Source organism: Clostridium swellfunianum (assembly GCF_023656515.1).
Classification (GTDB): Bacteria; Bacillota; Clostridia; order Clostridiales; family Clostridiaceae; genus Clostridium_AT; species Clostridium_AT swellfunianum.
In genome coordinates this window covers 3,525,966-3,552,627 of record NZ_JAMOFV010000006.1, presented here as the reverse complement: position 1 = coordinate 3,552,627, position 26,662 = coordinate 3,525,966, and the positions used below count along the sequence as shown (strand labels likewise).

The following is a 26,662-nucleotide window of genomic DNA, read 5'->3' as shown; positions in this document are numbered from 1 at the left end:
ACTATGCAAGCTAAACAAATCTGTTTTGTTTGTTTATGTGGTTTGATTATAATACAGGTTTTAAGAATCCACTGCCCCTTATCTCTTCAGCCTCAGAAACAGAAATAATCGACATAGGATCTATGTTTTCAATCAGCTTTCTTATAACGTTCAATTCCTTGTTTGTCATCAAACTGTATATTACTTTTTTCTGTTCTCCTGTATATGCTCCTTCCCCGTAAAGATAGGTAGTACCTCTTCCCGTTTCCTCCATTATCATACCAGAAATCTCTTTTTCCTTTTGTGTAATTATCATTACAATTTTCTTCTGATCAAAGCCCTCCATAATCCTGTCAATTACCAGTGACTTAATAAACATTGAAAGAATTGTATATAAGGTTAATTCAATGCTTGTAACAAACACGCCGAAAAGCACAATTGCTGAATTAAGAACAAAATATAGAGTAGACATCTTTACTGCCTTCTTATTTTTGATTATAACTGCAATTATATCAGTTCCACCTTGAGAAGCTCTGTTTTTAAAGATTAAACCCATACCAACTCCACTAAGCACTGCTCCAAACAAAGTGGAAATAAATAAATCTTTTACAGTAATGAATCTACTTAAATCTCTGGTCAGCACGAGAAAGCAGGACATAGAAAACATGCCTATCATGCTGAAGATTACAAAATCCTTGTCTATCTTTTTAAGCCCCACTATAAAGATAGGTATATTCAGTATAAAAACCCAATAACCTGAAGGTATTTGTGTTGCATATTGAGCTAAGAGTGAAAGGCCTGCAATTCCTCCACTTAACAATTTATGAGGTGCAATAAATATATTAATAGCTAATGCATATATTAGGCTTCCCAAACTTACCACTGCTGCTCTTTTAATAATTTTTTTTGCTTCAACCATCATGTGAAAACTCTCCTTCTACTATTATTTTAATTATGAGTAGACTGTATCTTCCTATGCTGTGAAGGGTTTATAGTATTTATTTTTTGAAAAATAAAAAAGGCTCTATGAAAAGCCTTTTACAGTATCAAAACTATAGCAAATATAGGACAAAAGCACATTCTCGTCCACTGATACCGCAAATTCCTTCCCTCCGAAAGCTTGCTGTTAAGTCTTAGGCAGGTCTCCTGACTCTAGCTTCATCCTCATCTTTCCTTCCCAACCTTTCAGTCAGTGGCAAACAAGATTTGTAGGCTATCACAGTAGCGGGGGCTGTTGCGGCTTAGACCACATTCCCTTTTAATTTCCTATAATAAGAAAACCTATGACTTTATATTTAATTTCTACTCTTACACTAATATTATATTAAAGCTGCTTGCTTTTCAAATTCTAAAACCTCTCTAAAAAGTCATTCAGCTTGTTTATATGCAGGATTTCTTTCATTTGTTATGTTATTCTCATAAAGCAACTTTCCACAGTACTTTCTGTAAAACTTGTGGACAGCGACAGTAGCAAAGTCGCCTAAACAAAAAACTCATGCAGAAGGTTGAAAATCTGCAGGAGCTTTTTGTTTTTGCAAAATCTATGTCTAAATTAATTGCAGCTTTTTTAAAAATCATCTCCAAAACTGCATATATAATATTTGAGAGCTTAAAACATTAAAAGGAGATGATACGCATTAACTATCACGAAATATTGTCTTAAAAAACAAGGATACCGTAAAATCGGTATCCTTGTTTCTTATAAAGCTTATTCTATTTTCCCTTTTTTAAAATCCTTCAACATTCTTATATAATGATTTGCTTCTCTAACTACATGATCACCCAATAGCGGAAATGCAATGGACTTAATTTTGCACTGAATTAGCCCTTCAGTCCCCTGTCTCTTAAAGTCTCGAATATCTACAGTATTCTTAAGGCTTCTATCCGTTACCTGAGGAAGCAAGCCCATATCTTGAGACAAGTTTCTAGCCTCCTGAGTGAGCTCATCGAATCTTTTTCCAAAGTCATTGGCTGTATCAAACAGTTTCTCCTCTGTTGGATCTAAAAGCCCTCTTATAAATTTTGAGTGTTCAGCCATTATCCTATTCCAGAAGGTTTCTTGGTAAGCAGCTTCTCTTGCTATATCAAACTCTTCTTTTCTTTGCAGCATTGCAAGCATTCTTAGGTAAAATTTGGCTTCTCTTAAAATATGATCTAAAAGCAATGGATAATTTGTAGTAAACATTCTGCAGGCTAGTACGTTCTGAAGTATATTGCTCTTAAAGCCTGCTATCTGCTGTGCAGCTCTTATAGCCCTATTGTTTAAGTCCTCCACCATCCTAACTGTATTCATGGTTATCTTCGCTGGACTGCTGCTTGAAAGTGCTGCTTCCATTCTTGTTATGTTTTGGTCGATTCTAATATTGGTATAAAATTGAGTTTCTCTCTCTGCATCTAAAGTCAAGTCCGTTACCAATTCACCAGAGTTTGCTACTTCAGGGCTGATTATCCCCTCAGACATCCTAATAGTTTCTACAAGAAGACTGCTGAAAATGTTCTTTAACAATTCTGCTTGTTCAATGAATCTTTCATCTCTTGTAGTGAAAGCTGCCTCTAAAAATATAGAGTGCTCTTTAGCTATTCTCATAAAGAATAGGTTTAATTCCAAGGATTGTCTTACAAATTCCCTGTTTGATAACATCCCAAACCCCTTATATTTTAATTACCCTACCATATTATGATTGACAGCATTATTTTATTACTGCTCTGATCAAAATATCCTAATTTATACTTTCACTAGTTTTGTTATTTGCATCATCTGCAGAAACTTCCTGCCCGGATAGTGCTATATCACATACCTGGCCATAGTAAGCAAACTTTACTCCAAAAAGGTAAATAAGCACTGCCATAACTGCTAAGAATAAAACAATATAAACTGGTTCTAAATATAATGCTGGCAAGGCATTATATAGAGTTAAGGTTCCAAAGAACATAAATATTATTCCAGCTACCCATTTTATGTATATTTCAGGTATATGTCTGCACATCCATGCGCCGCCTACAACTCCTATACCGTCTGCTACAAGCATTCCAGCTGTTGTTCCAAGAAGTATTAGAAGAGGTTTAGAGTTTTCTGCAGCTATACTTACAGTCATAAGCTGGGTTTTATCTCCCATTTCAGCTATAAAGAAAGCAATAGCTACTGTTACGATAGGACCAAACCTTACTTTTTTTTCCTCATCATCATCTAGTTTGTCCCCACGAATTGTCCACAAGCCAAAGGCTAAAAACGAAACTGCTGCAACTGTTTTTACTATGTTCATAGGGATAACAGCTCCTAAGTAAGCCCCTACAGCAACTGCCACTGCGTGATTTAAAACAGTTGCAATTAAAACTCCCATCATTACATGCTTTACCTTGTATTTACTGGCCATAGCCATTGCTAATAACTGAGTTTTGTCTCCCATTTCTGCAACTACAACTAATAATAATGCTTTAATAAATGATGCCATTTGTCATCCTCCCAATTAAACAATTTAAGTACTAAACCAACTACCCTCCTTAAGCTTATTTGTCCTTAGAATAAAGAAAGGCCTTCAGCACAATCTAACATCCTGCTGAAAGCCTTTTTTTGCATTATTTATCACATCAAAAAAGACCTCTAACACAATGATAGCATTGTGTTAAAAGTCTCACTTAACTAAAATTAGTTACGATAAAGCCAGACCAAAGGTCAGTATGTTGACTTTATCACCTTTTTCAAGGCAGCTACTCCCTTTTAACTAAGGGTTATTTATTTAACGATAGTATTATATTATATATAGGCTACTTTGTCAATTGATATTTAAAATATACATGCTATTTTTGTAAACCTTATATTTCTCAATGCTGTATTATTATCATAACGCTTAATAGACAAATGTTTAAATATCAATTGATAACCAATATCACATTTATGCTCTGCAGCTAATTTAATTAAAGCTTCAAAGCTGTAAGTTATTCACAGCTTTGAAGCTTTATATTTCTACTTAGCTGCTACTGGAAGAAATAGACCAAGGATGTATAATATGTTTATTAAAATCCCAACCAATATTGCCCCCACTGGTCCAACAGCCATGTCCACAATAGGTCTCTTTGTAGTTTTATTTAGCAGGTATAACCCTCCAACTACCAGGAAGCCAAAGTTAGGGGCCATAGCATGAGCAGCCATCATTCCACCAACAAGCAAAGCTAGTTCAAGGAGCTTTGTCATAGCAGTTCTAATATTATCTCCACATTTTCTAACGCCTGGGAATTTATCAAGAAGCTTAGCAAGGGCGTCCAGCAATAAAACCTCCAAGGTTATAACTGCTGCACCTAATACAAAAGAAAGTATAGGACTCTTAACAAGCAATCCAACTACAAACACAAAGGTCATCCCAACTGGTCCGTATACACCTGTAGCTATAGCAGTTGTTCCAACCAGAGGAATAAAGCCTATGCCTCTTGCCAAAGCTGTTAAGCCAGCTTCAACATTTTGACCCTTTGCAAGTAGATTTAAAGATATTGGATCTCCTGCAACAATAGACATACTGGTGGCTGCTGCAACAAGCCCGCCCATTACAGCAAGATAAGGTATATTCTTCTTTATCCTCTTTACTCTTTCGCTGAACAAGGCTGTTAAATCGATAGTTTGTGCATTGGGATCTGCTTTTTCTCTTATAGCAAAAACAAGCATAACTATCATACCGGCTAATAAAGCCATACCTTCTGGATTTAACGCCACTTTAGCAGTACCAATATTGAAGGTACCATAATATTGAACTATTTGTCTAATAAGGAAAGAAGCTACAAGAGTAATTCCACCCTTTTTAAAACCATACTGATAAGCAACAACCAGGGCTGGGAATGCTGCAAAGGAAGCTACTATAGGGGTACCAACTGTTCCTAATTGTGGCAAGAAATTAACAGGCAGTTTTGCAAATATGTCTACTATGAATTTTAATCCCGCAACAACACCAACCCCATAAACAGCTCCAATAACGCCTGAAGCAATAAGACCTTTTTTACCTCCAGGCAAGAAAGTACCTATAATATCTGTTCCAAGAAGAATACTATGAATCAATATGATTGCCGCCGCTATTGACATTGGAAGTCCAAAGCCTATTACAAGACCAAAGCTTAGCGCAAAGCTAGTCGCCGCCAGCGACTTCTTATCCATTCTTCCTTCTAGATATTCAGGGATTATAGGTCTAAGTCCATCGTTGAAAACTGCTACCCCTTTGTTTGCAAGCATTGAAGCTAATGCTCCAATTAAAGCCATTAATACATACTTCATTATCCTTCCCCCTTTTATTAGTTTAATATTTATTTATGATAACAGGAGTTACCTGCCTATCACCTTCACTATTATTTATTAATTGATTGATAAACTAAATCTGATATATTCTTACAAAGAGTAAATGTACTTGCATATGATTGTTTGCTATTTAAACCATTGTTTTGCTTATTTGTAAGAACAATAATTTGCAAATTGTATTGTGGGTCGAATATAACATGTGTTCCAGTGAAGCCATTATGACCGAAAGCAGTTGGAGATATTTTGCTGCCCATATAGGACATATCAAATTCAAAACCATATCCACGATTGTTAAAATGACGTGTAGCAAACTCGTCAATAACAGTTTTATCATACAGCTTGGTTGTATTGTAGCCGCCGCCATTTAGCATAGCCTGACCTAATACAGCAAGGTCTCCAGTAGTGGAGAACAAGCCTGCATGCCCTGCTACCCCGCCATTAGCATAGAAGCTGTTTCCATCATTAACTTCGCCAACTAGTGTGTATTTTCTCCAACCCTGAAAATCCTCAAAATTAACATCAACAGGATATGGTTTACCAGTCTTCACCATTATCTCTTCATATGGATTTCCCCAGGATGTAGCCGCAATTCTGTTTCTTAGACTGGCAGGTGGAGTAAACATAGTGTCCTTCATTCCAAGAGGCAAGTAAATACTGTTTTCAACATATTGATCCAAGGTCTGTCCTGTAATTTTTTCAACTACAAAGGCAAGTGTCATAAAGCTGAAATCGCTGTATTTATATGTACCGCTTGGATATTCCAAAGGTAAATCACATATAAGTTTCAATTCATCCGCTGGGGTATTCACATAGTACCAGGTAGGCTTCCAGGGCGTTAATCCAGAAGTATGAGTCAGAAGTTCCTTAATTTTTACATTCTCCTTTCCGTTTTTAGCAAACTCAGGTATATACTTTGCTACCGTATCTTCAACGTTTAACTTCCCTTCAGAAACGAGCTTCATTACAGCCTGAGTTGTAGCCATTACCTTAGTTACAGATGCCAAATCAAAGATACTATCATTTGTCATTACCCTAGGATTGTCCAGTAACTTCCCCATATCATATTTCTGTGCATATCCATAGGCAGTATTCTTTACTACAATGCCGTTTCTTGCAACCAATATCGCTGCTCCAGGGGTAACACCCTCATTTATCTTGCCATTTACCGCTGCATCAATTTTATCGAGCACTTCACTATTCATGCCTGCTTCCAATGCTGTACCATTTTTTAAAGTCAAATATGGAACTACAACCTTTGTACTGTCTTTTCCTGTGGTTCTTATTTCTATCTTATTCTCACCTTCATTGACAAATTGTCCAATGTTAATTTCTACTACATCACTGGATGGCTTGTGAATATCACTTGAAACGTCTACTTTATGTTCATTGATATACAAATGCATAGTCCCCTTTTGCTTATTCTGTATGTATACCTTTCCTTCGCCTTTATGTCCCAGGAATTTACCCGAATATTGAGTATTTCCACTATCGAAGCTTACTACAAGCTGCCCTGACAATTTTGAAAACTCATTTGTACTTGCACCTCCTGCATACACAGGTGCGGCTGCTGAAGTTGAAATAACCAATACCGCAGCAAGCAAAATTCCAGCAATCTTTCTCTTTAACATTTCCTTACCCCCTATAATAATTCTAAAGTACAAAATTTTGTACTTTGACTTTAGAGACTTGCTCCTAATTAATATTTATGAGAAAAAACAAAATATATACCTTTTTTAACCCTTTAGGGACGGTTAACATTTATAACACCAGCCTAACCTAGCCTCATCAATTATTTTCAAAAGTTGATACCTTATAGGAGGAATACGAAGTTCTATCTTATTACTACAAGTATAATTTCTCTCGCAGGGTAAAAAGTTAACAATTTAAATTTTTAACAATAAAAAAAGTTAACAATTTTTAATGTTAACTTTTCAATATGCGAGAGATTTTTGGTACTTCACCCATTATAATAACGAAATAAATTTTATCTTCTTTCTGTAGCTCTTATGCTGTAATATCATCAACTTTTAGATATGTTTATGAACATATTCTTTTATTATATTCAACTTATCAATATCCACCTCTGCATTTGGTGCAAAAACAGTTTCTGGAATGTATTTATTATCCATAATACTTTTACCGAACATAACCTCATACCAAGTTGCTGCCAATAGATATCTTCCATATATATAGTCCATATGAAATCCATCTCTGCATAACGACATGCCTCCCTTATCATACTGAAAAGGTTCTTTTGTCCTTATTTCCTGGACTATATCTCCGCAAGGAATTATTCTTACTCCAAGCTCTGTTGCAGTGCTGCTATAGGCATCACGAAGCTTTTGATACATTTCCTGTTGATTATAGTGATAGCGACCAAAACCGTTATGTGTGCTGTCTATTTCGTAAGCCCATGTTTCTTGCAATAACACTTCAGCCTTCGGTTCATATTCTTTTATATACTTAAAAAGCTCATTAATATATGGATAATAGGTTTCCTGCAGCCCACTGTCATAGCTAGCCTGTTGTGTTATAACAAAATCCCACTCATCTTCCATAAGAGCATCTTTAATGGAGACATATTTTTCTGTCGATTTCCCATCCCTTTGATATAAATATAGTTTTAAATCCTCTTGTGCATTATGCCAATGGGTTTCTAAAGAGCAGCCTCCAATATAAAGATTTACTACCTTAGTATCAATACCATCTGCTTTCGATATTTGATGCAGGTAATGGGTTGCATCCTCTGAAAAGCTATTGCCTATAGCCAAAATCTTAATCTGTTTCATAATTTTCTCCTTTCCAACTCCGTTTTTTCCCATATAATTCATTATATCTACTTAATTTTTTTACTAAATATCGATATTCTACAAATAAGTTTGATTTCCTTTAAAATATGTAAGATTAATTTTCACTAATAACTCAAGCTTCCATGTCTTTGGGGACGTCTTTGTATCTTTGGGGACGGTCTTTGGGGACGGTTAATATCTTTGGTATCTTTGGGGACGGTTAACATTTATATCTTGGTTTTACCCCAACCTATAAATCACTTACTTAATAGATTTTTTCCCTTAAAATCCATTTTTGAATGCAGCTTGTACACTTATAGTAAAACAAAAACTATGCCAAACAAGCTATATTTCGAAAAACAACTACCTATTACTTTCTAACAATAGCAGGCAATAAATTCATTAATAATCTCACTATATCTTTCATCATCACTAATAAGTTTAACCCCTATGCTGCTTAGCTTCGATACTCTAGAACTTGTTATATTACCTAATATCCCGCAAATATCCTTACAGCTCGCATTACATAAATTTCTTAATATAAGTACAAGTATCCCCCTTGCAGGGACAATTTCCTTTTGATGCTTTAAATAAAGCAGTGTTTTATCAATCTTGAATTTGTCCACCACATACTCTATTACCTTATCCACACTAAAATTTCTAACCAATATTTTTCTTTCACTTCTGTATTCTGTTTTCTCTTCCTTAAATTCTATTTCTTCTTTTATTATTTCACATATCGGAATCGTTCTTGTCCTGAGTACTAGACTCATATATGTTTTCCTTGATTTGTCTTTACTTTCACCAAACAAGCTTAGTATGAATTCCTTATCTAAAATATCGAATTTATCATTTCTTAAGCCCAAATATACAGCCAAACTTGAATAATAATACTTCTCAGGACAATCCTCGTAGCCCCTAATATCCAATGGGTTATTATGAATATAAGCCGATAGCGCTATCAGGTATCTATCATCTTCTACAATTTTACTTTTAAATCTATCCTGAAACAGATGTCCATGCCTTTTATGTCGTGTATTAAAATACCTAGCATATTTAAAATTTATGCAGTGCATAATCTTTGATATATCAGCACCATTTGAGTCTATTATCAAATGGACATGGTTTTTCATTAGGCAATAGGCATAAACCTTAAAATTATATACCTCTTGATATTCCTTTATAAGGAACATATATTTCTTCCTATCTTCATCTGTTTTAAATAAATCAACTTCACTTATACTTCTTGCCATTATATGATAAATCGCCCCATGCATCTTTACTCTGGCTATTCTTGGCATAAAAAACACCCCACATTTAGATATAATCTTATCCCAAATTATATCCAGATGTGAGGTTCTATAAACAATGCTTAATTGTTAACCGTCCCAAACTCACAATGCTTAATTGTTAACCGTCCCAAACTCCCAAACTCCAAATTCTACTAATTCTAATTACCTAATTGCTCTATCTTACCTTTGTTATGAAGGTGCCTATCAGCATAACAAATATAACAATCCATAAAGCCAAGCCAAATCCCACAAGCATATACAACATAATATTATGACTCCTGACAACAGGGCTTATTTCCTCCCCCCCATTAGATTTGTCAAAAATCTCATCTTCAATAGCGCTTCTCTCCACCTCCGAATATTGAGCATTTGCAGGTGTGTCAGACTCACTAATATGCACAATGTTCTTGTGGTTGTGCACTCTCTCGCTGTGTATAAGCAGGCGGTGGGTGCTTACTCTATATGGCGTACAGGTCAGCAAGGTTACCTGATCCTTTTCAGAGTCAATTTCAAGCTTTTCCGTCTGATTTGGTTTAATTATCTCTTGTCCTGTCACTTCATAAGTTAAAATCTTGCCATAAATGTGCAAATAGAACCGATCTCCTTTCTCAAGCTTATCAAGATATCTAAAAACAGCTCTATAAGAGAAGCCCCTATGACCAGCTATTACACTATTAGTCCCAACGCCTCCAACCGGCAGTGATGTTTTTTCTATTTGTGCAACTCCCTTTGCCAAATTTTCTTTGGTAGCTCCTAAATAAATTGGAAGTTTCTCATTGATTTTAGGGATTTCCAAATATCCAAAAATTCCTTCCTTGTTTACTGTTGTTACTATTGAAGATTCCTCAGAATCACTATTTATAAATGGATCATTGTACTTTCCCTTATTTTTTCCTATTTCATTATTACTGTTTTGCAGCTCTTTAAAGTTCTCTTCAACTGCTTCCACTGCACTAGAAGCAATATACCTGTTATATTCCTGGATTTGTACTTCATTGCAAAGACTATTAAAAATAGTATAAACCCTCGGGTATAAGAAAATAGTTAACCCAACTAAAAACAGAATGTATGAAATCCTCCTTCTTTTCATTTGCTACCACCCGGCAGCCTGCCTTTTTTTCTCATGAGCACAAAAATCACAGTACCCACCATAATAATAATTGAGAAAGCAGCATACATCCATTTACTAGCTATAGCTGATTGTACAATAGTCTCACTTGATTCCACCGTTATTTCTGCATTTATCGTCCCCTCCTTTGCTGCATATGGGATGCGTTCGCCAATAACTAGCAATCTATGAGAATTAATCATGTAAGGAGTGCAGGTAATCAAAGTTGTTAAATCTTTACCCTTTCTAATATTTAGTTTTTCAATATCCGTAGGCAGCACAACCTTTGTTTCAATCACTTTATATGCCAGTATGTCGCCCAAAGTGTGAACATAAAACATATCCCCAATCTCCACCTTGTCAAGATCTGTAAAAAGCTTGGAGGTGGGCAGCCCTCTGTGTCCCGTCAGAATTGTATTGGTATTAACCCCTCCTATTGGAAGAGAACTTTGCTCTATATAGCCTATACCCTTTTGAAGCACTTTTTCGCTAATTCCACGATATATAGGTAAATCTACATTAATTTTAGGTATTTCAATATGTCCCAAGGTTTCGCCGAGGCTCAGCATATCAATATAACTGACAGCAGTTTCCTCAGTCTTTTCTCCAGAAAATGGATCTCCAGCTTCTAAACTGTCAACTTGCAAACTCTGGTTAAAAGCCTGAGCTTCTTCTTTTATTTTCTCTTTCTCCTGCTGAGATATTTTTGCTGCCTCCTCCTCGTAGCGATTTACAGCATAGGTTTGATGTCTTGAATTTATTGCGTCGCTGATTATTGGATATAAAAATATGGATAAACCCACTGTAAAGATTAAAATAAGAATTAGCTTTTGCTTTTTATTCTTTTTGTTCATAATCCCACCTCGCTCCATAGTTTTCAACCTGTAATTCTGTTCATAAGCTTTCTCCTCTTGCAAATAGCACCCATATAGAGTGAGAACTATTTGCAAAAGGGCGGATGCATTGACGCATCCGCCGTTAGCCTGTAAAACTAATTATGCAGTTCTTCTTCTATTTAGAACTACTGCTGTTGCCATTAAGCACAAACCTATAACTGTAAATAAAATAGTACCTATGCCGCCAGTTTGTGGTATTTGGAAACCCATCTTATTTATAACTTCGGTAGGTTCTGCAGTTGCAGCCGCTGACCCGCTTGTTATAGCTGAAGGTTCTTTATAATAGCTTGTGCCAGTAACTGTGAAAGCTATAGGAGCTTTGCTAAGATTGTATGGTTTTCCATTTTCATCCTTAGGAGCTGTAATTTCTACTAGATAGTAGGTGGTTCCTTTTTCCAAATCGTATTTTAATCCTTTTATTTCGAATAATCCATTTGAACCAGATGTCAAGATAATATCCTGTCCAGAAGCATCCTTTATAAATTTTGTTCCTTCTGAATCTGTTGCAACCTTAAATTGCGCACCTAAAAGAGGATTTCCGCCTTTTTCCTCAGCTACTTTTTTAAATATTTTTCCTCCGGTATAAACTTTAGTTTCATTAGAGACCTTGTCTTTATCTCCACTGATGCTGTCGTTGTAGGATACTTTTGCATTATTTATTATCGGCTGTCCCATGATGGCGTTATTGTTGATTTTTACTGTGAAAGTTACTAAGGTATTATTTCTCAAATCTTCTTTGGTGAAATTATGCTGATTTAAGCTTTCAGTCTTAAATTGAATTTCAATATTTCCTCCTGGAGTGCCTGCTGCAGGAGTAGTAAGAGTATAATGGGTATTTTCTACTAAGACTGTGTTACCTATAGTTATCTTCAAGCTGCCTGAATTGTAAGTGAGCTTATCACTTAATTCATCCTTTACTGCAAATTTTGTATAACTGCTCACATTGTCAGGAAGCTGCACTTTCAGCATAAACTTAATATCTTCATTATAGCTTGCAGAGTCTGATGTCTTACCTATGTCATTGATATATTTATCAATTTTTGGTTCAAGAGAGTTTATTTTTGAAACCTGCACTGTTGAATTATCCTTGATGAAAAATGTCACAGGAGCAGGATTAAGCATATAGCCAGTTGGTGCTTGTGTTTCAACAAAGTAATAGTGACCATATGGAAGATTTACTATAGTGATTTGTCCATTTGCATCAGTTACATATTCAACTGCTGCTCTGCCTTCTGGAATATATTCTGTGCCTGGATTATTCGGATTAAAAGGATTCGCAGGCTCGCCTTTATAAAGTCTAAATTTTGCTCCGCTTAGCTTTTCTCCATAGGCATCTGATTTTGTAAGAATTACAGTACCATATACTGCCGTATTTTTAGGATATATATGAAGATCAGTTATATACCCTGAACCATCCATTTTCATTAATGGAAGCTCAAGCATAAAAGGTACTCCAATGCCCCTATGCACATTAGCAGGTGCGTAGATTTCTCTAAAATAATATCTTCCGTTTGGCATTGAAGGAATGGATACTGTACCATTAGGGTTGCTTGTTTCTGCAAGAGTCGTATGTGAAGGATAAGTGGTGTCTAAAATTGACATATCAACTATTTTATTTAAATCAGCAAAAGATGCTCCATCAGTAATTGTCCAATATTTAAAAATAACTCCAGGCAAAGGTGTAACTGTGGTGCCTAAAGCGTTACCAATATCCACAAGAGATTTTTCTGTTCCATCAGCATTAATAGGTTTAATATCAGCATTTTCAGGCATCTGCAGCTTATGAATCGTAACATTGGTAGGTCCATCTCCAGGAGCAGCCTGCACTGACCTAGGCACCGCAAGAACAAATAGCATTATAAAAGACAATAACACTGGAAATAATTTTTTAAGCTTCATTATAAATTCCCCCCTTGATTGAAAATATTAATCTTAATTCTTCAACTTTAGTAATATAACTAAGCATCTTCCTTTCGTTTGCTCATTTTTCTTAGAGCAATTAGAGCGCCTCCCATCAAGCTTATCCCTACTATTGTAAAGATAATAGTTCCAATTCCCCCAGTTTGCGGCATTACAGCTGCCTTTATATTTTTAATTGTAAAAGTAATTGCAAGGTTTGCATCACTAAGGTTGATACGTATAGGCTCCTGCAAAGGGTAATAAGCAATTGGGTCTATCGGTGCCTTTGTCTCTACCGCAAAATATGAGCCTATTTTAAGATTCTTAACCGTCGGAGTTTTTCCGTCTGCTCCAGTTACAAGGGCTTCAGCGTTTATCTTAAGCCCATAGATAGAACTGCCATCAAGCATTGAAAATTGTATTGATCCCTCTGTTCCTGCAGGTACTTCACTATACAAATCAAACTCTGCATACTGAAGGGGAGTTCCTGTTACACTGTCTATTTTCAAAAGCTCAATGCTGCCATATTTTTGATTATATACAGTATAGCTGCCCTTTGTTCCATCCTGTGACAAGGTGAAGCCTTCGGGACCTGTTATAGTGCCATTAGAAACTTTAAAAGGTCCTATTGGAGCGTTACTTGCTGCATAATACCCTGTTGGCGGCTGGGTTTCTAAAAGCCAATAGGTTCCATCTATTAAACCTTCAAAAGCCGCTTTGCCATCTGTACCTGTAGTTATACTGCTTACAAGCTCCTCTTGCGCAAGTACATTGTCTGGGCTCTTATAGAGAGCAAATACTGCATCCTTTAGTGGTGTTGTTCCATAAACCTTTGTTATTATTAAGATTGGCTTATAGGTATTCGTAACTGTATTTTTGCTTGCATCAACTGTTTTAGTGTAGCCCTCAGGCACTGTTAATTCGTCCACTGTGTAAATATAAGGCTGAGAATTTACATCATACTTAGGCAGGCCGTTCCAGGTGTAGGTGAAATTATTGCTGGGGCCAGCTGCTGGACTAATTATTGGACTTACGTTTGTAACTTCCTGGCGAGCACCATTTCCAACTTGTCTGTACAGTGTCAAATTAACAGGCTTATGATCACTTGCTGAGCCACCCACCCATACCTTGTAGGCTGTAAAAGTTACCCTTGGCAGCACATTGGTAGGCTCCTGCCAAACATTATTTGCTAAATTTGAATCAACTGTTATCATAGAATCAATTTTGACAATATTAGAAATATCGACTCCTGCAAGCCTTGTCTCAGATGCTGTGCCTCGATTGTCTGGAATAGTTCCCTCATAGTTGCTTGTTGGTACATTTTGATTAACCGTCACGGTAACTATGAACTCCTTGTAGGCTCCGACATCTAGATAAAAAGCAGGCCAGGTTATAATATTTCCATCCAGAGTACCTCCATCAGTAGCGCTTACAAAGGTCACATTTTGATCCAGTGTATCTTTAATAATAATCCCGTTTGCTACGGTATCTGCAGAATTGTTTGTTGCACGAATGGTATAAGTCAATGTATCCCCTGAATAAATTGGGTCTGGCGAGTCTTGCTTTTTAATTGATACATCAGCGGTTGCTGTATAAAAGTCACCTACTTTATTGAGAGGAACAGTTTCTTGTCCTGTATTTATAGTATCCCCGTTTGCCGTTTTGGCAGAAATCATGCCAGATTGCACAACTCCTGTAATATCCTTTGAAATAGTACTCTTCAGCACCAGCCATATTTCAACTATAACTTTATCACCGTTATCAAGGCCTGAAACTTTGATTGTACTTTGAATCTGCTCATCTTTTGTGTTAGGGGAAACAATAGAAGATGAAAAGCTTTCTACCTTTGCATTTTCACCTGGATCGTAACTTGCAGCATCTCCGTAATCAACAAATGCAGCCAGCACCTTGTAATTTGGATCGTAACCAAAGTCGCCTCCATTAGTGACTTTGGTGAGCCAGTAGGGAGTAAAATAGATTACTCCATTCTCAGGAGCAGTAGAACCATTTACCTCTATTTGGACTTCAAATGGAACTATTGTGCCAAGTGCCATATCCGCTGGTGCAAGTGACTGAACCGAATCTTTTGGTTTTCCAAAAACAGCGTTAGGCAGGGGGTCCTTTGCTCTTCCTACAGGCAAAGTTTGTATTGCTGAAGGAGTAAGCTTTTTATAGGTAGGAATGTAAGGCGCATTGTTTATGGATGGATCTGCCGCTGAAAAGGTTAAGGAATAAGCACCTGAACTAGCTAGCACTGTGGTAGGTTCAGCACTTATCGCTTTATCTGCAAATGAAATTATTCCAATTGAACTAAAGAAAAATAAGAATAACATAAAGCTGATTACAAGCTTCTTCTCGTACCTTTTTCTCTTCTTTAGTCTTTTCATTCTCTTTTGTCTCATCATTATGTTTTGTTCCATTAACCTATCACCTCCGATACGTTTTAATATTATTAAAATAAGTAATAAAAAAACCGCCTGAGTTAATGCTATAAAAAAAGCTCTTAAGATGGCGGCAATACAAATATCGTAGTAGTATAAACTCTAGGTAAATTACAATATCTGCATTATTTTAAGTATATTTTCCAAATGACAATAATATTCTTTAAATCTCAACTTATTGCAAGCTTTTCAAAACGTATAATTTATATACAGACTGTAAATACTTCCATCTGGTTTCTATATAAATAACAAAAAACCACAGCATCTCTGCTGTGGTTTCAAAAACAACTTAATTATGTTATTATTAGATTTGCAAGCTAAAGCTTCCAAAAGCATTTTTTAGCAATAAAAACTCTTCAAGTGCTTACCTATATGCGTATTTTAGCTCTTTGTATTTATATCGATCAATATTTTTTATTAATTTCTAGCTTATAAACAGAAAAATGGTGTTGAATTAGCATATACTATCTAATTCAACACCATTTTTTATCACAACCAAAATTTAACAGTTCCTGCTTTCACTAACTATGGCAATGCTGTTGCTGGAGCCTATTCTGCTTGCTCCTGCCTCTATCATGGCAATAGCAGCTTTATAGTCTCGAACTCCGCCAGAAGCTTTTACTCCTAAATGTTCACCTACAGTTTTTCTCATTAGCGCGATATCCTCTGTTGTTGCGCCGCCAGTGGAAAAACCAGTGGAGGTTTTAACAAAATCTGCTTTAGCTTCCTTAGCTATTTCGCAAGCTTTTATTTTTTCTTCTTCTGTTAATAAGCAAGTCTCTATAATAACCTTTACTATAGCCTTTTCCTTTGCAGCATTTACTACCGCTTCTATGTCTTCCTTAACTAGAGAGTAGTTTTTGTCCTTTAAGGCTCCTACATTTATAACCATATCTATTTCACTGGCACCATTTTTTATAGCATCAGCAGTTTCAAAAGCTTTAGCTTCCTTTGTCATTGCACCTAAAGGAAAGCCTACTACCACGCAGGTTTTAACATCGCTTGAAGCTAGCTCACTGCTTACAAGCTTTGCATAGCACCCATTTACACAAACAGATGCAAAACCGTACTCTTTAGCTTCAGCGCATAGTTTTTTAACTTCTTCAGCTGATGCCTGTGGCTTTAAAATTGTATGATCTATATACTTAGCTATATCCATCTTAACTTCTCCTTAAATGTATTACTATTTAAAAATATGCCTACTTTCCAAAAGCTTTTGACCAGTCCGCCTTGAATTTTTCTAAGCCTTGATCTGTTAGCGGATGCTTAAGCATTTGAACAACCAAGCTGTAAGGTATAGTTGCAATATTTGCTCCAGCCTTAGCCGCTTCGATAACATGAATAGGATTTCTTACACTTGCTGCTATAATCTCTGTATCTATTCCATGAACAGCAAATATATCTGCTATTGTTCTTATAAGCTCCATTCCATCCATCGATATATCGTCTAGTCTTCCAAGAAATGGACTTACATAGGTAGCTCCTGCATTAGCCGCTAGAAGCGCTTGTGTTGCTGTAAAGATTAAAGTTACATTAGTTCTTATACCCTCACCTGATAAAACCTTGCAAGCCTTTAATCCTTCGCCTGTCATTGGAATTTTAACAATCATATTTTTATGAATTGCAGCAATTTCTCTTCCTTCTTTTATCATTCCTGCTGCATCTTCGCTTATTACTTCTCCGCTTATAGGTCCGTCAACTATTTGTGTTATTTCCTTTAAAACCTCATTAAAGTCTCTGCCTTCTTTAGCAACTAAAGAAGGATTTGTAGTAACTCCGCAGATTACTCCCATCTCATTAGCTTCTCTTATATGTTCTATGTTGGCAGTGTCTAGAAAAAATCTCATAACAACATCTCCTTTTGTTTAATATAAATAACAAAGCTTAAAATTTAGTTTAGGACATTCATCTTAGGGCTAAATTTCAGCTTTGTATTTAATTTCTAACTGTTTACCTAGCTCCCTTTTCATAAGGTAGTCCATCTGCCTTAGGCGCAACGGATTTACCAACAAAAAGAATTAATACTATTATAGTTAAAACATATGGCAGCATTGCAAGAATTTCTGAAGGAATGGCAAAGCTTCCTCCACCTAACATAACAGTTAAAGCTTGTGAGAATCCAAATAGTAAACAAGCTCCGTAAGCTCCGTGTGGCGTCCACTTTCCAAATATAACTGCCGCCAAAGCTATAAAGCCTTGACCACTTATAGCGGTTTGAGTGAATTGAGGAATAATTGCAAGCGTCATAGCTGCGCCGCCAAAGCCTGCTAAAATACCTGAGATTATTACAGATATATATCTAACCTTAAAAACATTTATTCCCATAGTATCTGCTGCAGCTGGCTTCTCTCCAACAGCACGAATATGAAGTCCCCACTTTGTCTTATAAAGCACAAACCATAAAACTACCGTTAAAACTAAAGCTATTATAACTGTAACATCTACATTTAAACTTTTCAATACGCTGTTACTTACATTCTCTCCAAAGATTTTAGGTAATTTCTTAGGAACAGGAGGTGTCATTGCTGCACCTTCAAAGAATAGTCTGCATAAAAACAGCGCAAGTCCAGGTCCAATTAAATTTATTGCAATACCAGAAATGGTCTGATCAGCTTTAAAGGTTATAGCTGAAACTGCATGAAGCAAGGCAATTAGTCCCCCTGCAATACCTGCCACCAAAAATCCCATCCAAGGATTTCCTGTGTTATATCCTACTGCAGCACCTGCGAAGGCTCCCATTACCATCATGCCCTCAATACCGATATTTACAACACCAGCGCGCTCGGAAAGCACACCGCCAAGCGCTCCAAAAATTAGTGGTGCTGAATACATTAAGGTAATTCCTACCAAAAGTAAAATGCTACTTAACAATTTTCTCACCTCTTTTTAATAGTTTATCGGCTAAAACAGGCACGATTTTTGTTAATGCAACGAAAAATACGATGGTACCCATCATAATATTAATTATTTCAGATGGTGCTCCCATAGCAGACTGTATAGCTTGACCACCATAAATTAATCCACCAAACAGAAGACCTGAAAAAATACATCCAATAGGTGAGCTTCCTGCGATTAAAGCAACTGACATACCATTAAAGCCATTGTTCTCAAAAGCTGCCATAGTTGATATTTTATGAGGTGCAACTCCTGTTATAGCCAAGGCTCCTGCAAGTCCTGCCAAAGCTCCTGCCACAAGCATTGCTTGAACTATATTTCTATTAATATTAATTCCTGCAAATTCAGCAGCATACTTGTTCGAACCAACTGCGCGAAGCTCATAGCCTTTAGCGGATTTATATAATAAAATCCATATTGCTACAGCTGCTAAAATAGCTATAATAATACCAATGTTCACGTCGGTTTTTAACATTATTTCAGAAAGCCACTTATGCTTTGACAGTACTTCCACTCCAGCATCTGAATTCTTCCAATTTTCCAGTATAGTTGTAAAGCCAGACTTATTAATCATATAAGTACCTGTTGAATTTGGCTGGTGGAAAGCTTTAAGCCCTACTACAAAGTTGGACATGTAAAGAGCAATCCAGTTTAGCATTATGCTTGTGATAACTTCATGTATTCCAAACTTAGCCTTTAGAAAGCCTACAATTCCTCCGTATAGAGCTCCTGCAGCCATACCTGATAGAATTACAACAGGAATTTGTATTACTGCTGGTAAGTTTAACTTAATACCTACTATAGTTGCTGCTACTGTTCCTACAATATATTGGCCCTCAGCACCAATATTGAACAAGCCAGTTTTAAAAGCAAAGGCAACACTTAAACCAGTTAGTATAATAGGTGTAGACTTTATGATAGTGTTCGATATATATTTAGGCTTAGAAAATATACCTTTAAAAAGTGCGTTAAAGGCTTCAGCTGGATTATAGCCTGCACTTGCTAGTACTATTGAAGCTACAATAAATCCAAAGAATATTGCAATAAAGGTTGATGTAACTGGCTTCTTAAGTATTTTAACGACTTTGTTCATTTCGTTTACCTCCCGCCATTAGTAAACCAATTGTATTTTCATCTGCTTCTCCCTGCTTAAAGGAGTCTAGTATAGCTCCATCATAAATAACAGCTATAGTATCAGAGACATTCATAACCTCATCAAGCTCCAAGGAAATTAAAAGAACTGCTTTTCCTTTATCTCTTTCATTTATTAAGGTTTTATGCACATATTCAATTGCACCTACGTCCATACCGCGGGTTGGCTGTACTGCAATTAATAGGTCTGGGTCATTAGCTACTTCTCTTGCTATTATAAGCTTTTGCTGATTTCCTCCCGATAAGCCTCTAACTGGCAATAACTCGCAGTTATCAGGTCTTACATCATATTCTTTAATAAGCTTTTGTGTATGCTCAACAATTTTATTCTTATCAAGGAATCCATTTTTACAAAATGGCTGGCTCTTATATTTCTCAATTACCATGTTTTCTGCAACGGAAAAATCCAATACAAGTCCACGCTTTTGTCTGTCCTCGTGGATAGTTGCAATTTTATTTTTAATAACGTTTTCGGGAGTTGTATTTTGTATTTCAACTCCATTTATCTTAATGGTACCGCTTTCAGCTTTAGCAAGACATGTGATGGCTTCTATTAGTTCTTTCTGTCCATTACCGTCAATACCAGCTATACCAACAATTTCTCCTCTATGAACTTTAAGTGATAAATTCTTAACTGCAGCTAAATTTCTTTCATCTCTTACAGTTAAATTGTTTATTTCAAATACTACCTCTTTTGGTTTTGCTGCTGTCTTATCAACAACTAAATTAACCTCATGACCTACCATCATTGTTGCCAGGTCTTCTTTACTAACTTCCTTAACTTTTACTGTATCAATATATTTTCCTCTACGTATTATTGTACAAACGTCTGAGGATTCTTTTATTTCCTTCAACTTATGTGTAATTATTATAATTGTCTTTCCATCTGCTATAAGGTTATGCATTATTTTTATTAAATCTTGTATTTCCTGTGGTGTTAATACTGCTGTTGGCTCGTCTAGTATTAATAAATCTGCTCCACGGTACAGCGCCTTTAATATTTCAACACGCTGCTGCATGCCAACAGATATATCTTCAATCTTTGCATCAGGATCTACTTCCAAGCCGTATTGTTTAACAATATTCAGTATCTCCTTGCGAGCTTTTTTCATATTTGTTACACCAAACTTGTTGGTAATTTCACTGCCCAAAACAATATTTTCTGTTACTGTAAAATTATCTACCAGCATAAAATGCTGATGAACCATACCAATACCATTTTCAATTGCTATACCAGGATTCTTTATATTTACCTTTTTCCCGTTAAGATAAATTTCACCCTTATCAGCCTTATATAAACCATAAAGAACATTCATAAGTGTACTTTTTCCAGCTCCGTTTTCCCCTAGAAGCGCATGAATTGTACCCTTTTTAACATCTAAACTGATATCATCCAAAGCGCAAAATGTCCCAAACATTTTTGTAATCCCACGCATTTGAACTGCATATTGCTCGCTTATTTGCATACCAAGTCCTCCTTTCGTCATAGGAATTGCCGGCAGCACTCAAAACTACCGGCAATGCTTTGACTTTAAATTTTATTGTTATTATTTAGTGAAATCTATATAAGTCTTCTCATCAAATGGAACAACGATTGATCCGTCTTTTATCTTATCTTGAAGCTTTATTGCTGCATCATAAACTTCTGGCTTTACATTCTTGTTTTCTTTTGGAATACCAACAGCACCATCTTTTAAACCATATGTGTAGGTTTTTCCTCCGATTTTAGAGCCATTCATAGCTTCTTCAGAAACCTTTTCAACAGCTACGTTAACTAGCTTTAAAGCAGAAGTTAAAATATTATCAGGAGCTAGATAAGCTTGATCACGGTCAACACCGATAGCAAATTTGCCTGCTTCCTTAGCTGCATCAATTAATCCTACGCCTGTACCACCAGCAGCGTGGAAAACAATGTCACAGCCTGCAGAGAACATTTTATTTGCAATTGCTTTTCCCTTAGAAGCATCTGAGAAGCTTTCAGCATACTGAACATCTACATTAATAGTTTTTCCAAGTTCCTTTGCTGCATAAAGTACACCAGCTTGATAACCATATTGGAATTGATCTATTACTGGACTCTTTATACCGCCAATAAATCCAACTCTGCCAGTCTTAGTAGTTTTTCCAGCTATATAGCCTACAAGGAAGGATGGCTCTTCAGCTCTGAAGGTAACTCCTGTTACATTTTCTGGTGTCTTATCTCCGTAGGAATTATCTACAATAGCATAAGAAACATCTTTATTTGTTTTAGCTGCATTTAGTATTGCATCTGACATTGCAAATCCAATACCCCATATAAGCTTATTTTCTGCATCTACAAGCTTGTCCAGATTAGTGTTGTAATCTGTTTCCTGCTTTGATTCTAAATAGCTTACTTTAGAGCCTGTCTTCTTTGAAAAAGCTTGCAGCCCTTCCCAAGAAGATTGGTTAAAGGATTGGTCGCTTACTCCACCTGTGTCTGTTACCATTGCAACATTATAGTTTTTAGTTGCCTTTTGTTCTCCGTTTGTACCTGTGCTTGCTGGTTTGCTACTTGAACATCCAACTAGTGTGCTCATAATAACAGCAGCTGACATTGCTAATGCAATAACTTTTTTCATTTTGTATTCCTCCTAAGTATGTTAGTTTGTTGTATAAACTATTTTGCTATTTCAAGTGCAATTTCCATCATGTCTGTAAAGCTTAGCTGTCTGTCTTCTGCTGAAAGTGATTCACCAGTCAACAGGCTGTCTGAAATTGTAAGCAGGCATAATGCATTTTTCTTAGCTTGTGCTGCATTCATATATAATGCAGCTGCTTCCATTTCTACTGCTAGGATTCCCATGCTCATCCACTTTTCATTTGAAGTATTGTCTGCACAGTAGAAAGTATCAGAAGATAATATATTTCCTACAACCGCATTTATATTATTCTCTTTTGCTACGTTAACTGCAGCACTTACCAATTCATAGCTTGCTATAGGTGCAAACGTTCCTGGCAAGCAGTATTGCGCAGCATAATTCGAATTTGTAGAAGCTCCTAGTCCTATTACTACATCACGCACCTTCACCTTTTCATTCATGCTTCCTGCAGTTCCGATACGGATAATATTATCTACACCATAAAAATTAAATAACTCATAGGAATAAATACCTATAGATGGCATTCCCATTCCTCCGCCCATTACGGATACGCGTTTCCCTTTATAAGTTCCTGTATATCCAAACATGTTTCTAACAGAATTAAATTGAACTACATCTTCTAAAAAGTTTTCTGCAATAAACTTTGCTCTTAATGGGTCTCCTGGCATTAATACTGTCTTTGCTATTTCTCCGAATTTAGCTCCAATGTGCGGAGTTGGTAGTTGTGTCATTATGAATTCCTCCTAAAAACTTTATATAAACCTTAGTAAAGAGGCTATCTTTAGGATAGCCTCAATGTTTTGGCTATCAATCGCTTATTTTGCTTAGGTTAAGTCTCCTAAGAACTGTTTTATCAAAAATCTCAGATATTTTTTGTATAGCTGGTCCGGCTATAAATGCTGTTACAACCGTTACAGCTCCTAATTTTCCTCCAAAGGTGAAGCCAATTAATATTGAGCAAATATCGAAAATTATTTTTGCTGATCTATATTGACCATTCATTTTATCTCGCATAAGCATAACTACTCCTGTGCACGGATCCATACCAATATCCATTGCTATAAAGATGCCCACACCTAAAAACAACATTATGCAGCCAAGTGAGGAAGTTAATATTCTTCCTCCCAAGGTAGCAGGGAGATTAAGCATTTCATAAAGCTTAAAGCCTATGCTGATAAAATTGCCTAGGGGCAGCGCATAAATAAAGGTGCCAATGTTTATATACTTACGTTTGCCGATAAATACAATGGCCAGAAAAATAACATTTACAAAATTTGTTACTAACCCAAGCTTGTCTACCTGGAATCCAAGTCCACTACGGACTCCATCATATAAAACTGCAACTGCGTCATTTCCTAGCATTCCTGCTGAGTTAAATGCTAATCCAAAACCTACTAAGATAACTCCCGCTAAAGCTAGCGGAAGCTTCTTTAATAAAATCTCGTATGATTTGCCCTTTTTCATATTAATTGTGCTATCCATCATTTTAATCCCTTTATTAAAGTAATTTTTCTAGCACTGATTCACCGATTGTGTTTTCAGGCATTTTTAGTCCAAAATTATCTGCTATGGTAGCCCCGACTGCTGCAAAAGTATCACTTGTTTCAATTAATCCATTCCCAAGCATAGATGGTGAATACGCCAAGAATGGAACAAATTCTCTTGTATGGTCAGTACCTGTATAAGTTGGGTCATTACCATGATCTGCTGTAATTACAAGCAAATCATCTTCCTTTAGCTTTTCTAGTACTTTACCTAAGTTAACATCAAATTTTTCTAATTCTTCAGCATAACCTACTGGGTTTCTTCTATGTCCCCATAATGCATCAAAATCAACTAGATTAACAAAGCATAATCCGTTAAAATCTTTATCCATTAACTCAAGGGTTTGTTCCATTCCATGAACAGAACTCTTTGATTTGTGAGCCTCTGTTATGCCTTCTCCATCGTATATATCGCTTATCTTTCCAACGGATATAACATCAAAGCCATTATCCTTTAATGCAGTCAACGCTGTCTGGCCATATGGCTTTAAGGCATAATCATGTCTATTGCTAGTACGCTTGAATTCTCCTTTTCTTTCTCCCACATATGGTCTTGCAATTACTCTTCCAACCTTCCACTCATCCTTTAAGGTTAATTCTCTTGCAATTTCACAGCAACGATAAAGCTCTTCTAGACCAAAGGTTTCTTCGTGTCCACATATCTGTAGTACAGAGTCTGCTGAAGTATACACAATCATATCTCCAGTTTTCATCTGATGCTCGCCATACTCATCCAAAATTTCAGTACCGCTGGCACTCTTGTTTCCTACAATATTGTGTCCTGTCCTTTTCCTTAACGCCTCCAAAAGTTCCTCTGGAAAACCTGTTTCTGTAAAAGTTTGGAATGGAGTTTCAATCTTTAAGCCCATCATTTCCCAATGGCCAGTCATTGTATCCTTGCCTACGCTTGCTTCTTTCATTTTCATGAAGTATGATAAAGGTTTTTCTACTGCCTCTACATGTTTGATTGTATGAAGATTTGCTAATCCTAGCTTTTGAAGGTTAGGAATCTTAAAGCTTTCAACAGCTTGTGATATATGTCCAAGAGTATCTACTCCTATATCTCCATATTCCTTGGAATCATTCATTTCCCCAACTCCAAGAGAGTCTATTACTATTGTAAAAATTCTTTTATATTTCTTCATATTTACTCCTTTCAGTATTATTGCTGCCATACCTTGTCTGACGCAGCATACATAATTTATATAAAATCAAATTGTTATTACTCTAAATCTTCCTTGGTAAATGACATTGGCAGCAGTTCCTCAATATTTGTAACTTTCTCTATTGCCTTATTGGAAAGCACTATAGGAGTATGCTGATTGAGTAGCTCTACCAACACCTGTCTACAGGCCCCGCAAGGAGTAGCTAAGGTTTTGCCCTTGCTTACAATAGCTATTGCTTCAATATCATCTTGACGGTATCCATTAGAGTAAGCTTGAAAAATTGCATTTCTCTCAGCACAATTTGTTAAGCCATAGGAGGCATTTTCAACATTTGCACCTATGAAGTATTTGTTGTCCTTTGTTACAACACACGCTCCAACCTGGTAGTTGGAATATGGTACATATGCGTTTTCAGAAGCTATAAAAGCCCTGTCTATAATTTCTTGGTATTCCTTCATTTTTACCCTCCTGTAAGACAGTGGTTGTTTTACTAGCCTATTCTTTCCTTTTCACCCTTTATTAAATTCCTGATGCCTTGTACTGCAACTTCTATTGCTGTTTCAGTATCATGAACTTGTGCATTTTCTAGTCCTGCTTTTGCGCGTTCCTGATTGGCAACCACTAAAAATACAGATCCTACTCTTACTCTCAAATAACTGCCTGCTACAAACAAAGCAGCTGACTCCATTTCAGAAGCAAGAGTTCCACATCTTAGCCATGCATTCCACTTATCCATTAATTCATAGCTAACAGGCTTTGTTTCTGGAGAATGCTGTCCATAAAAGGAATCTTTGCATTGTACTACTCCAACATGATGAGTCTTGTTTAAAGTTTTGCAAGCATCAACAAGTGAATTTACAATCTCAAAGTTTGCTACTGCTGGAAATTCAATTGGAGCATACTCCTTACTTGTTCCTTCCATTCTGATAGCTCCAGTAGCTACAACTACATCTCCGCCCTTAACATCTATATCCATACCACCGCAGGTACCAACTCTTATAAAAGTATCAGCCCCGCAATTTACTAGTTCTTCAAGAGCAATAGCAGCTGATGGCCCCCCTATGCCTGTTGATGTAACGCTTACTTTCACTCCATCCAGGTATCCGGTATATGTAACATATTCTCTGCTGTCTGCAACTAACTGCGGATTATCAAAGTGCGCCGCTATCTTAGCGCATCTCTTTGGGTCTCCCGGAAGTATAACATACTTTCCTACGTCACCTTTACCAACGTTGATATGATATTCTTTTCCTGAACCTTGTGAGTAAATCATTTTAATTCCTCCATTTATTTTTATACTATACGAACCGTTTACATTATACGTTTACAATTGTTTACAATAAATAGACACCTTGCCAACTTGTCTATCGGCTTGTATTAGTGTCTGTAATATGAGTTTAACATGTCTATTTTTTTATGTCAATATTTTTTGTATTACTTTTAGTCTCTATTATCTGCTTTATTACCTATAGTTATACTAAGCCTTCTGCCTACGTTTAAATACATACAATTCTATAACCTTTAGTGATATTTTATTCCTGAATTAAGAATGTTTTGCTTATTTAGTTGTCTATTTTAAAAATCCAGGCTATAATTAATATT

General features: G+C 36.3%; 22 protein-coding genes and 2 riboswitches. All 22 genes read right to left on the bottom strand.

What is annotated here, in order from left to right; all coding sequences use genetic code 11:
- Window positions 1-46: 46 nt before the first annotated feature.
- The 22 genes from NBE98_RS16695 to udp all read right to left on the bottom strand — a co-directional run bounded on the left by NBE98_RS16695 (window position 47) and on the right by udp (window position 26,333).
- Window positions 47-901 (bottom strand): YitT family protein, encoded by an 855-nt coding sequence (locus tag NBE98_RS16695; RefSeq protein WP_250816150.1) that lies wholly within the window; start codon window positions 899-901, stop codon window positions 47-49.
- 197 nt (window positions 902-1,098) lie between these two features.
- Window positions 1,099-1,279, bottom strand: a riboswitch (cobalamin riboswitch).
- Between the two features lie 408 nt (window positions 1,280-1,687).
- Window positions 1,688-2,620, bottom strand: a complete 933-nt coding sequence (locus NBE98_RS16690; RefSeq protein ID WP_250816149.1) for a DUF2935 domain-containing protein — start codon at window positions 2,618-2,620, stop codon at window positions 1,688-1,690.
- Between the two features lie 79 nt (window positions 2,621-2,699).
- Window positions 2,700-3,431 carry a TMEM165/GDT1 family protein gene (locus NBE98_RS16685; RefSeq protein ID WP_250816148.1) on the bottom strand — a complete coding sequence of 244 codons (732 nt, stop codon included), beginning with the start codon at window positions 3,429-3,431 and terminating at the stop codon, window positions 2,700-2,702.
- Between the two features lie 185 nt (window positions 3,432-3,616).
- Window positions 3,617-3,708, bottom strand: a riboswitch (yybP-ykoY riboswitch).
- Between the two features lie 235 nt (window positions 3,709-3,943).
- Complete coding sequence (locus NBE98_RS16680; protein ID WP_250816147.1) at window positions 3,944-5,236, bottom strand: YhfT family protein; 1,293 nt, start codon at window positions 5,234-5,236, stop codon at window positions 3,944-3,946.
- 71 nt (window positions 5,237-5,307) lie between these two features.
- The gene (locus NBE98_RS16675) at window positions 5,308-6,885 is read right to left on the bottom strand and encodes a serine hydrolase (protein WP_250816146.1); all 1,578 of its coding nucleotides are present in this window, start codon (window positions 6,883-6,885) and stop codon (window positions 5,308-5,310) included.
- A 399-nt stretch (window positions 6,886-7,284) separates the two neighbouring features.
- Window positions 7,285-8,046: a DUF4886 domain-containing protein gene (locus NBE98_RS16670; protein ID WP_250816145.1), complete on the bottom strand. Its 762-nt coding sequence runs from the start codon at window positions 8,044-8,046 to the stop codon at window positions 7,285-7,287.
- Window positions 8,047-8,423: 377 nt separating this feature from the next.
- Complete coding sequence (locus tag NBE98_RS16665; RefSeq protein ID WP_250816144.1) at window positions 8,424-9,347, bottom strand: transposase; 924 nt, start codon at window positions 9,345-9,347, stop codon at window positions 8,424-8,426.
- A 166-nt stretch (window positions 9,348-9,513) separates the two neighbouring features.
- Complete coding sequence (locus tag NBE98_RS16660) at window positions 9,514-10,428, bottom strand: class C sortase (RefSeq protein WP_250816143.1); 915 nt, start codon at window positions 10,426-10,428, stop codon at window positions 9,514-9,516.
- Window positions 10,425-11,300, bottom strand: a complete 876-nt coding sequence (locus tag NBE98_RS16655; RefSeq protein WP_250816142.1) for a class C sortase — start codon at window positions 11,298-11,300, stop codon at window positions 10,425-10,427. Before NBE98_RS16655 ends, NBE98_RS16660 begins: the two co-directional genes overlap by 4 nt.
- A 141-nt stretch (window positions 11,301-11,441) precedes the next feature.
- Entirely contained in the window at window positions 11,442-13,241 is a 1,800-nt protein-coding gene (locus NBE98_RS16650) for a SpaH/EbpB family LPXTG-anchored major pilin (protein WP_250816141.1), read from the bottom strand.
- Between the two features lie 59 nt (window positions 13,242-13,300).
- Window positions 13,301-15,661, bottom strand: coding sequence for a SpaA isopeptide-forming pilin-related protein (locus tag NBE98_RS16645; RefSeq protein WP_250816140.1), 2,361 nt, complete (start codon window positions 15,659-15,661; stop codon window positions 13,301-13,303).
- 523 nt (window positions 15,662-16,184) lie between these two features.
- On the bottom strand, window positions 16,185-16,841 hold the full coding sequence (gene deoC / locus NBE98_RS16640; RefSeq protein ID WP_250816139.1) for a deoxyribose-phosphate aldolase: 657 nt from the start codon (window positions 16,839-16,841) through the stop codon (window positions 16,185-16,187).
- Window positions 16,842-16,881: 40 nt separating this feature from the next.
- Window positions 16,882-17,529: a fructose-6-phosphate aldolase gene (fsa, locus tag NBE98_RS16635; protein ID WP_250816138.1), complete on the bottom strand. Its 648-nt coding sequence runs from the start codon at window positions 17,527-17,529 to the stop codon at window positions 16,882-16,884.
- A gap of 103 nt (window positions 17,530-17,632) precedes the next feature.
- Window positions 17,633-18,553, bottom strand: coding sequence for an ABC transporter permease (locus NBE98_RS16630; protein ID WP_284703654.1), 921 nt, complete (start codon window positions 18,551-18,553; stop codon window positions 17,633-17,635).
- The gene (locus NBE98_RS16625) at window positions 18,543-19,670 is read right to left on the bottom strand and encodes an ABC transporter permease (protein ID WP_250816137.1); all 1,128 of its coding nucleotides are present in this window, start codon (window positions 19,668-19,670) and stop codon (window positions 18,543-18,545) included. The genes NBE98_RS16630 and NBE98_RS16625 overlap by 11 nt, the downstream gene beginning before the upstream one ends.
- Window positions 19,654-21,195 (bottom strand): ABC transporter ATP-binding protein, encoded by a 1,542-nt coding sequence (locus tag NBE98_RS16620; RefSeq protein ID WP_284703653.1) that lies wholly within the window; start codon window positions 21,193-21,195, stop codon window positions 19,654-19,656. Before NBE98_RS16620 ends, NBE98_RS16625 begins: the two co-directional genes overlap by 17 nt.
- A gap of 81 nt (window positions 21,196-21,276) precedes the next feature.
- Window positions 21,277-22,329: a BMP family lipoprotein gene (locus NBE98_RS16615; protein ID WP_250816136.1), complete on the bottom strand. Its 1,053-nt coding sequence runs from the start codon at window positions 22,327-22,329 to the stop codon at window positions 21,277-21,279.
- A 38-nt stretch (window positions 22,330-22,367) separates the two neighbouring features.
- Window positions 22,368-23,081 carry a purine-nucleoside phosphorylase gene (deoD, locus tag NBE98_RS16610; RefSeq protein WP_250816135.1) on the bottom strand — a complete coding sequence of 238 codons (714 nt, stop codon included), beginning with the start codon at window positions 23,079-23,081 and terminating at the stop codon, window positions 22,368-22,370.
- Window positions 23,082-23,157: 76 nt separating this feature from the next.
- Window positions 23,158-23,835 carry a YczE/YyaS/YitT family protein gene (locus NBE98_RS16605; RefSeq protein ID WP_250816134.1) on the bottom strand — a complete coding sequence of 226 codons (678 nt, stop codon included), beginning with the start codon at window positions 23,833-23,835 and terminating at the stop codon, window positions 23,158-23,160.
- 13 nt (window positions 23,836-23,848) lie between these two features.
- Entirely contained in the window at window positions 23,849-25,039 is a 1,191-nt protein-coding gene (locus NBE98_RS16600) for a phosphopentomutase (RefSeq protein ID WP_250816133.1), read from the bottom strand.
- Between the two features lie 77 nt (window positions 25,040-25,116).
- The gene (gene cdd, locus NBE98_RS16595; RefSeq protein ID WP_250816132.1) at window positions 25,117-25,518 is read right to left on the bottom strand and encodes a cytidine deaminase; all 402 of its coding nucleotides are present in this window, start codon (window positions 25,516-25,518) and stop codon (window positions 25,117-25,119) included.
- 32 nt (window positions 25,519-25,550) lie between these two features.
- The gene (udp, locus tag NBE98_RS16590) at window positions 25,551-26,333 is read right to left on the bottom strand and encodes a uridine phosphorylase (RefSeq protein ID WP_250816131.1); all 783 of its coding nucleotides are present in this window, start codon (window positions 26,331-26,333) and stop codon (window positions 25,551-25,553) included.
- Window positions 26,334-26,662 lie beyond the last annotated feature (329 nt).